Source organism: Algibacter sp. (genome assembly GCF_049667265.1).
Taxonomy (GTDB): domain Bacteria; phylum Bacteroidota; class Bacteroidia; order Flavobacteriales; family Flavobacteriaceae; genus Algibacter_B.
In genome coordinates, this window is sequence record NZ_JBATHX010000274.1 from 1 (window position 1) to 7,069 (window position 7,069).

General features: G+C 34.5%; 9 protein-coding genes. 3 read left to right on the top strand and 6 right to left on the bottom strand.

Annotated features, from left to right (window positions below):
- A partial coding sequence (locus WBN21_RS10240) for an FtsX-like permease family protein (protein ID WP_424199953.1) occupies positions 1 to 317 on the top strand: 317 nt, incomplete at its 5' end.
- Between the two features lie 156 nt (positions 318 to 473).
- Here the strand turns inward: WBN21_RS10240 and WBN21_RS10245 are convergent.
- From WBN21_RS10245 to WBN21_RS10260, 4 genes are read right to left on the bottom strand one after another with little or no spacing between them, the layout of a single operon-like run.
- A complete protein-coding gene (locus WBN21_RS10245; protein WP_424199955.1) occupies positions 474 to 998 on the bottom strand; it encodes a CIA30 family protein in 525 nt (174 codons plus the stop codon).
- Positions 999 to 1,031: 33 nt separating this feature from the next.
- Positions 1,032 to 1,835 carry an anti-sigma factor gene (locus WBN21_RS10250; protein ID WP_424199957.1) on the bottom strand — a complete coding sequence of 268 codons (804 nt, stop codon included), beginning with the start codon at positions 1,833 to 1,835 and terminating at the stop codon, positions 1,032 to 1,034.
- Position 1,836: 1 nt separating this feature from the next.
- Entirely contained in the window at positions 1,837 to 2,367 is a 531-nt protein-coding gene (locus tag WBN21_RS10255; protein WP_424199959.1) for an RNA polymerase sigma factor, read from the bottom strand.
- Between the two features lie 42 nt (positions 2,368 to 2,409).
- Positions 2,410 to 2,979, bottom strand: a complete 570-nt coding sequence (locus WBN21_RS10260) for a superoxide dismutase family protein (protein ID WP_424199969.1) — start codon at positions 2,977 to 2,979, stop codon at positions 2,410 to 2,412.
- Positions 2,980 to 3,102: 123 nt separating this feature from the next.
- Between WBN21_RS10260 and hemN the strand changes: the two genes are divergently transcribed.
- On the top strand, positions 3,103 to 4,467 hold the full coding sequence (gene hemN, locus WBN21_RS10265; protein ID WP_424199961.1) for an oxygen-independent coproporphyrinogen III oxidase: 1,365 nt from the start codon (positions 3,103 to 3,105) through the stop codon (positions 4,465 to 4,467).
- An 18-nt stretch (positions 4,468 to 4,485) separates the two neighbouring features.
- On the top strand, positions 4,486 to 5,319 hold the full coding sequence (locus WBN21_RS10270; RefSeq protein WP_424199963.1) for a universal stress protein: 834 nt from the start codon (positions 4,486 to 4,488) through the stop codon (positions 5,317 to 5,319).
- A 152-nt stretch (positions 5,320 to 5,471) separates the two neighbouring features.
- Here WBN21_RS10270 and arsB read toward each other — a convergent pair whose 3' ends face one another.
- Positions 5,472 to 6,518: an ACR3 family arsenite efflux transporter gene (gene arsB, locus WBN21_RS10275; RefSeq protein WP_424199965.1), complete on the bottom strand. Its 1,047-nt coding sequence runs from the start codon at positions 6,516 to 6,518 to the stop codon at positions 5,472 to 5,474.
- Positions 6,519 to 6,556: 38 nt separating this feature from the next.
- Positions 6,557 to 6,889, bottom strand: coding sequence for an ArsR/SmtB family transcription factor (locus WBN21_RS10280; protein WP_424199967.1), 333 nt, complete (start codon positions 6,887 to 6,889; stop codon positions 6,557 to 6,559).
- Positions 6,890 to 7,069 lie beyond the last annotated feature (180 nt).

Consider the following 7,069-nt stretch of genomic DNA (forward strand, 5'->3'; position numbering starts at 1 on the left):
TAGGTATTTTAAAAACTTTAGGAAGCAGCAATTGGAGTATCCGTAAACTCTTTCTTTACAACGCTTCTTACCTTATTTTATTAGGGTTGTTTTGGGGGACTATTATAGGTTTAGGACTGCTTTTTCCACAAAAATACTTCAAGCTTTTTAAGCTAGATCCGAGTGTTTATTACGTAACCGAAGCTCCAGTTTTTATCAGTTTCGGGTATATTTTAGCACTAAATATTGGCACATTAATTTTGTGTTTACTTATGCTTCTAGTACCGTCGTATATTATCACAAAAATATCGCCAGTAAAAGCCATTCGGTTTAGTTAAAAAATAATTTGGACGCCCTGCCTGCAGGCAGGCTTTCCGTTGCAAGTCCTCGCACCTCCTGCGTCGGGCTGTGGGCTTTCCACTTCAATCCCTGCCTGCCGGCAGGCAGGCCTAACGCAAACTAGAATTTCCATTAATAGTCACGAAAAGTTTAAACTATTTTAAAACAATACTATCAATTTCAAGATTAAAAGCTTCAGCTTTTTTGTTTCCAATTAAAAAAGCAATCATTTCCATTTGCTCGCCATTAAAATTCTGAAAATCTAGTTTTTCACCACGAAATGCAGGGTACATGGTGTTAAACGGAATCTCTATGGTTTCCCATTCACCAGTAGTTTGAAAAGTGGAAATAAATGAATGTTTATCAGAAACACTTGATTTTATACGAAATTGATATTTTTTACCATCACCTTTCAGTTTGATGCAAACCTTAGAGAAGTTACTCGTTTTTTTAGTTTCAAAATCATATTGAACCATTGAAAAACCGCCATTATTTTCTAACGATACATCACCCGAAAAAAAGCCATTTCCAGCGTCATTAATTTTAAAATCACCGTTTGAACGGCCACCCATTACCACATCATCAACAATGCGCCAATTCGAAATGTTACTGTTAGTATTAAAATCAAAAAGAATCATAGGTGTTTGACTAATAATTAAAAAAATAATTAAGTATTTCATTACCCGAAGTTATAAGTGAGAAAACCATATTCATTAACCAGCACTAACCACACCTAAAGTATACAATTGATCCATAGTAGGCGTTGCACTTCCTCCAGCAGGCTCTAAAGTAATTCCGAAAGCTTCACTTTCATTAGCGTTTTCTATTTCGAATATTTTATTAGCATCGGCCGTAAAACGATCAATAGTCCCTAAACTAGTTGGTGTTAAAGGTGTTAAGGTTAAAGACCACACTTGGTAAACTTTCCCTTCAGGAGGATCAGGTAAACCTTGTGCATCTAAAAAGATACGGTCAGAATTTTTATCCCAATACACTTTTGCGTAGGTACTTGCAAAATTACCTTGCCCAGCTAATGGCACTTTGGTAATATTATCGTCGCGTAATACACTAATTAAAACATTGGCGTGCTCCAAACTGTTTTTTGAGTTTTCAATTTGAGTTTCTAATAAATCCTGTTGGGTTTCAGCAACTTGAATATCAGTTTGTAATTGGTTGTTTTGGTTAACCGTCCATAACAATCCCGCTGCCAAAACAACGGATGCTGCCCAACCTGCATAAGTAATCCAATTATATTTAGGTTTCGCTATAGATATCACTTTAGAATCATCACTATCAAATCCTAAAGACTGTTTAATACGTTGTAAAATATGATTATTATCTCTTTGCGATGTTGAAGCTGTTAGTTTAACAATGGCGGCTTCAATTTCTAAAACCTCTTGTAAAACTTCAGGATGTTTTTGCATAAGCGCATAAACCTCCTCATTTTCTTTTTCAGAAAGGGTTCCAGCTACGTATAGCTCTAATATTCCAGATTCTATGTATGCTTTAATATCCATGTTAGTTCAATACCATATTTCTTAGTTCTTGAATACAATTTCTATTTCTTGTTTTTATCGTGCCAATGGGCATATCAAGAGCTTCAGATGCTTCACTTTGTGTATACCCTTTAAAGTATAATAGTTCAATAACTTCTTTGCATTTCTCAGCAAGTTTACCAACAAACTTTTTTATACCAATGGCATCGGTTTTATCATCCAAATTTTCATTGCCTTCAAGTATATCTACGAAAAAATCGGAGTTGAGGTTTTGTTTAGAATTTTTAAAGGCTTTAGAACGTGTTTTATCTATGGCGGCATTCCTAGAAATATTTAAAATCCAAGTAAAAAAACGGCCTTTTTTAGCTGAGTAACTATCTGCTTTATGCCAAGCTTTTATGAAAACATCCTGCATAACTTCTGCAGCAATATCATGATCCCTCACAATATTGTATATCACACCATGCATGCTATTGCTATACATGTTGTAGAGTTTTTCAAAAGCCTTTTCGTCTTTTTGCTTAAATTTTTCTATTAGAAGATCTAAATCCATTAAACGGAATTATAAATTGAAAATTAGTACGCTTTTTTAGTGTTATTCAATAATGCCGGCACAACTTACGCGAGCTCCAGCGGCGCCAGAAGGTTGCGATGTTAAGTCATCTACACCAGCGTGTACAATAATTCCTTTTCCAATAATATCTTTAGTTTCATCACCACAACCAATACACCATTGGTCGGTAGTAAATGAAATAGTACCGTTACCATTTTCATCCGCAGTAAAATTACCAATATCACCTTTGTGGTAACCTGCGTCATCACCCCATTTACCATGTGGCTGTGCTGTTGGGTTCCAATGTCCACCAGCCGATGACCCATCATCAGCAGTACAATCAGAAGATGCATGAATATGAATAGCATGTTGTCCTGGAGTTAAACCACTAATAATAGCAGTCATACTCACTTCACCATCCACTTCTTTAAAAACGACATTACCACTTACTTCAGAGTCGCTTTTAGCAGTTAAAGCAATTTTTACTTTTTTAGGTGTCACTACTTCAGTTTTGGTAACCTCAGTTTCTATGGTTTTAGTTTCTTTTTTTTCTTTTTTACAGGATGTAAAACTAATGGCTAAAGCAATTAATAGGAAGCTTATTTTTTTAATTTTTGAAGGTTTTTTATTTATTCGAAAGTTAAGTTATTAATAAATGAATTGCAAGAGTTCGCATGATATATGTCATATTTTAAATTAAACAATTCGCATAATTTTGAATTATAATTGTTAGGTATGTTAAAATCATTGGTGAATAAATATAATATTGCGGGTCCTCGGTATACCAGTTATCCAACGGTTCCGTATTGGAATAATGAAACATTTTCATTAAAAAAATGGAAATCTTCTTTAATTCAATCCTTTAATGAAAGTAATTCAAAAGAGGGGATAAGCCTCTATATTCATTTACCATTTTGCGAAAGTCTATGTACCTTTTGTGGATGTAACAAACGCATTACCAAACAACATAATGTGGAATCGCCATACATAAATGCTGTTTTAAAAGAGTGGCAATTGTATTTAGAATTATTTAATGAAAAGCCTGTTATAAAGGAATTACATTTAGGCGGTGGAACACCAACATTTTTTAGTCCAGAGAATTTAAAACATCTTATTACAGAAATTTTAAGAAAATCTGAAGTAGCAATCAACCCTGAGTTTAGTTTTGAAGGCCACCCAAATAATACCACCCGTGAGCATTTACAAGCTTTGTATGATGTTGGATTTAGGCGCGTAAGTTACGGTGTGCAAGATTATAATGAAACGGTTCAAAAGGCAATTCATAGAATTCAACCTTTCGAAAATGTTAAGAAAGCAACCGAATTAGCCAGAGAAATAGGATACACATCCGTAGGGCACGATATTATTTTCGGATTGCCGTTTCAAACGTTAAAACATGTTGAAGAAACCATTTTAAAAACTAAAGAATTATTGCCAGATAGGTTAGCGTTTTACAGCTATGCACATGTACCTTGGATAAAAGGAAATGGGCAGCGAGGTTTTAATGATAACGATTTACCATCACCTGAAGAAAAAAGAAACCAGTACGAATTAGGAAAGAAATTATTAGCCGAAGTTGGCTATGAGGAAATAGGCATGGATCATTTTGCATTAACCTCAGATTCACTTTACAAATCTATGGATAACGGTAATTTACACCGAAATTTTATGGGCTATACAGCTTCAAAAACGCAAGCCATGATTGGTTTAGGTGTATCGTCAATTAGCGATAGTTGGTATGGTTTTGCCCAAAACGTAAAAGGTATTGAAAGCTATTACAACCTGTTAGAAGAAAATATTATCCCTGTTTTTAGAGGTCATATTTTAAATAGCGAAGATTTGATTATTCGCAAGCATATTTTGAATTTAATGTGTCGTTTTGAAACTTCCTGGACAATGGATACACTTTATTTTAAAGAATTGCCAGATGTTTTAATTCGATTAAAAGAAATGGAAATTGATGGATTATTAAATATCTTTAACAATAAAATTGAAGTTTCCAAAAAGGGTCAGCCATTTGTTAGAAATATATGTATGGCGTTTGATGTGTTATTACAAAGAAAACAACCTAATACACAGTTGTTTTCTATGACTGTTTAATTTAAAAAAAAAGAAATCATGAAAAAAATTATTATACCCATAGATTTTTCAGAGCATTCAGAATATGCTCTTAAAACAGCTGCGAAACTTGCTAAAAAATATGACGCCGAATTACTCGCCCTTCACATGCTTGAAATGTCTGACATTATGTTGACGGCTACCGATGGTTTGCAAACCCAAAAAGCCGCATTTTTTCTTCAGCTTGCAGAGCAAAAATTTCAAGAATTTTTGAAGAAAGATTATTTGGACGGTATAAAAGTGACGCCCATTATTAAACATTATAAAGTGTTTAGTGAGGTTAATGATGTAGCACGTAAAAATAATGCAGACTTAGTTGTAATGGGCTCACATGGCTCAAGTGGACTTAAAGAATATTTTGTAGGATCAAATACCGAACGTGTAGTTCGTAATGCCGATATTCCGGTATTGGTGGTTAAAAATGATGTTCCCGATGTAAATTTCGATGTGGTTGCATTTGCTTGTAATTTTTCAGAAGAAACCATAAAACCATATTTAAAAGCCGTTGAAATGTTTGGTAAGGTAAATACCAAAGTGTATTTGGTACATGTTAATTTGCCAAGCGATAGGTTCATGAGCACTTTAGAAATCGAGAAAAAAGTGGTTAATTTCTTTACTAAAGCAGAAAACAATTTAGGTAAAATGAAGGATGTCATTTATGTTTCCGATTATACTGTAGAGGAAGGCGTTTTAAGTAGTGCCAATAAAATAGGCGCAGATTTAATAATTGTACCAACACATGGCAGAAAAGGCTTGGCACATTTCTTTGAAGGTAGTGTTGGCGAAGATGTAGCAAACCATTCCACTTTGCCAGTAATGACGTTTAAAATTTAAAATGTTTTGGGCGCCTGCCTCCCGGCAGGCAGGCCTAACGCACCTTGTTTGCTAGCTTTTTTACAAACTTGCTACCGTGGGTTAAGACATGCTCTTTTTCAATTTTTTTGATTTTGTGTGTTGGCTTTAGTGAATTGCCAATGCGTAAGGCTTTAAGCCTTGGCTTTTCCGTAATACTTTTTCCGCAACCAAAAAGAAACACGAACCAATAAAATCAATGCAGGAACTTCAACTAAAGGCCCTATTACTCCCGCAAAGGCTTGTCCCGAATTCAGTCCGAAAACTGCAATTGCAACTGCAATCGCTAACTCAAAATTATTGCCTGCTGCTGTAAATGCAACAGAAGCTGTTTTGTCATATTCTGCTCCTGTCGCTTTGGTAAAGAAAAATCCAATGATGAACATGAGCGTAAAATAGATAAGCAAAGGAACAGCAATAATCACAACGTCCATAGGTATTTCCACAATCAATTCTCCTTTTAGCGAGAACATTACCACAATTGTAAACAAAAGTGCAATCAATGTAATAGGCGAAATTGTCGGTATGAATTTGTTTGTATACCAATGCTCGCCTTTAAGTTTTACTAAAATCAGTCTGCTTAAAATTCCCATCACAAACGGAATACCTAAATAAATAGCGACACTTTCTGCTATTGTGCCTATCGAAATATCTACAATTGCACCTTCAAAACCGAAATAGGGTGGCAGAACAGTAATAAAAATCCAAGCGTAAAAACTGTAGGCAAATACTTGAAAAATACTATTCAACGCCACTAAACCTGCACCATATTCACTACTTCCTTCTGCGAGGTCGTTCCAAACCAAAACCATAGCAATGCAACGAGCCAAACCAATTAAAATGAGTCCAACCATATATTCAGGATAATCTCGTAAAAATGTAATTGCTAAAACAAACATTAAAACAGGACCAATAATCCAGTTGAGAATTAGTGAAATAGAAAGGATTTTTGTGTTTCTAAAAACCTTTGGTAATAATGAATAGTTAACTTTAGCCAAAGGTGGATACATCATTAAAATCAAACCAATTGCAATCGGAATATTTGTTGATCCACTACTAAATGAGTTTATAATGTCTGGAAATGTTGGAATAAAATAGCCAAGTGCGACACCAAAAGCCATTGCTACAAATATCCAAAGGGTTAGATTTCTGTCAAGAAAACTTAATTTTTTTGATGCCATTTGTTTACTGAGATTTTAAGATTAATTAATTTTATTTTTTAACAGCAATCTAGATTTTTTGTTAAGTCTTGATTTAGAAATTCCGTCATTACAGATTTCATTGCTGTCCAGTTTTCTGCGTCAATACAGTAACAAACAGATGTGCCTTCTACACTTCCCTTTATTAAGCCCAAATGTTTCAGTTCTTTTAAATGTTGTGAGATTGTAGGTTGAGCCAATCCAATTTCGTTTACCAAATCTCCACAAACACAAGAGTTTATTTTAAACAAGTGTTGTAAAATCGCCACTCTTGCAGGATGCCCGAATACTTTGGCAAAAAGGGAAATTTCATTTTGCTGGTCGGTAAACATTTCGGTTTTCGCTAATCCCATTTTTAGTCTTTATTTGTTTATTGCAATATTACGATTAATATTTTAATATTTAAAGGTTTTCTTATTCGTAGCAGAAAATACTTGGCGCATTTCTTTGAAGGTAGCGTTGGCGAAGATGTAGCAAACCATGCCACATGGCCTGTAATAACGTTTAAAATTTAAAATGTTTTGGGCGCCTGC

What these genes read in the sequence shown, in the direction of transcription:
- WBN21_RS10255 (WP_424199959.1), bottom strand. Translation starts at nt 2,367, where the DNA reads ATGGATTTAGATCTTCTAATAGAAAAATTTAAGCAAAAAGACGAAAAG.
- WBN21_RS10250 (WP_424199957.1), bottom strand. Translation starts at nt 1,835, where the DNA reads ATGGATATTAAAGCATACATAGAATCTGGAATATTAGAGCTATACGTA.
- WBN21_RS10270 (WP_424199963.1), top strand. Translation starts at nt 4,486, where the DNA reads ATGAAAAAAATTATTATACCCATAGATTTTTCAGAGCATTCAGAATAT.
- arsB (WP_424199965.1), bottom strand. Translation starts at nt 6,518, where the DNA reads ATGGCATCAAAAAAATTAAGTTTTCTTGACAGAAATCTAACCCTTTGG.
- hemN (WP_424199961.1), top strand. Translation starts at nt 3,103, where the DNA reads ATGTTAAAATCATTGGTGAATAAATATAATATTGCGGGTCCTCGGTAT.
- WBN21_RS10280 (WP_424199967.1), bottom strand. Translation starts at nt 6,889, where the DNA reads ATGGGATTAGCGAAAACCGAAATGTTTACCGACCAGCAAAATGAAATT.
- WBN21_RS10245 (WP_424199955.1), bottom strand. Translation starts at nt 998, where the DNA reads ATGAAATACTTAATTATTTTTTTAATTATTAGTCAAACACCTATGATT.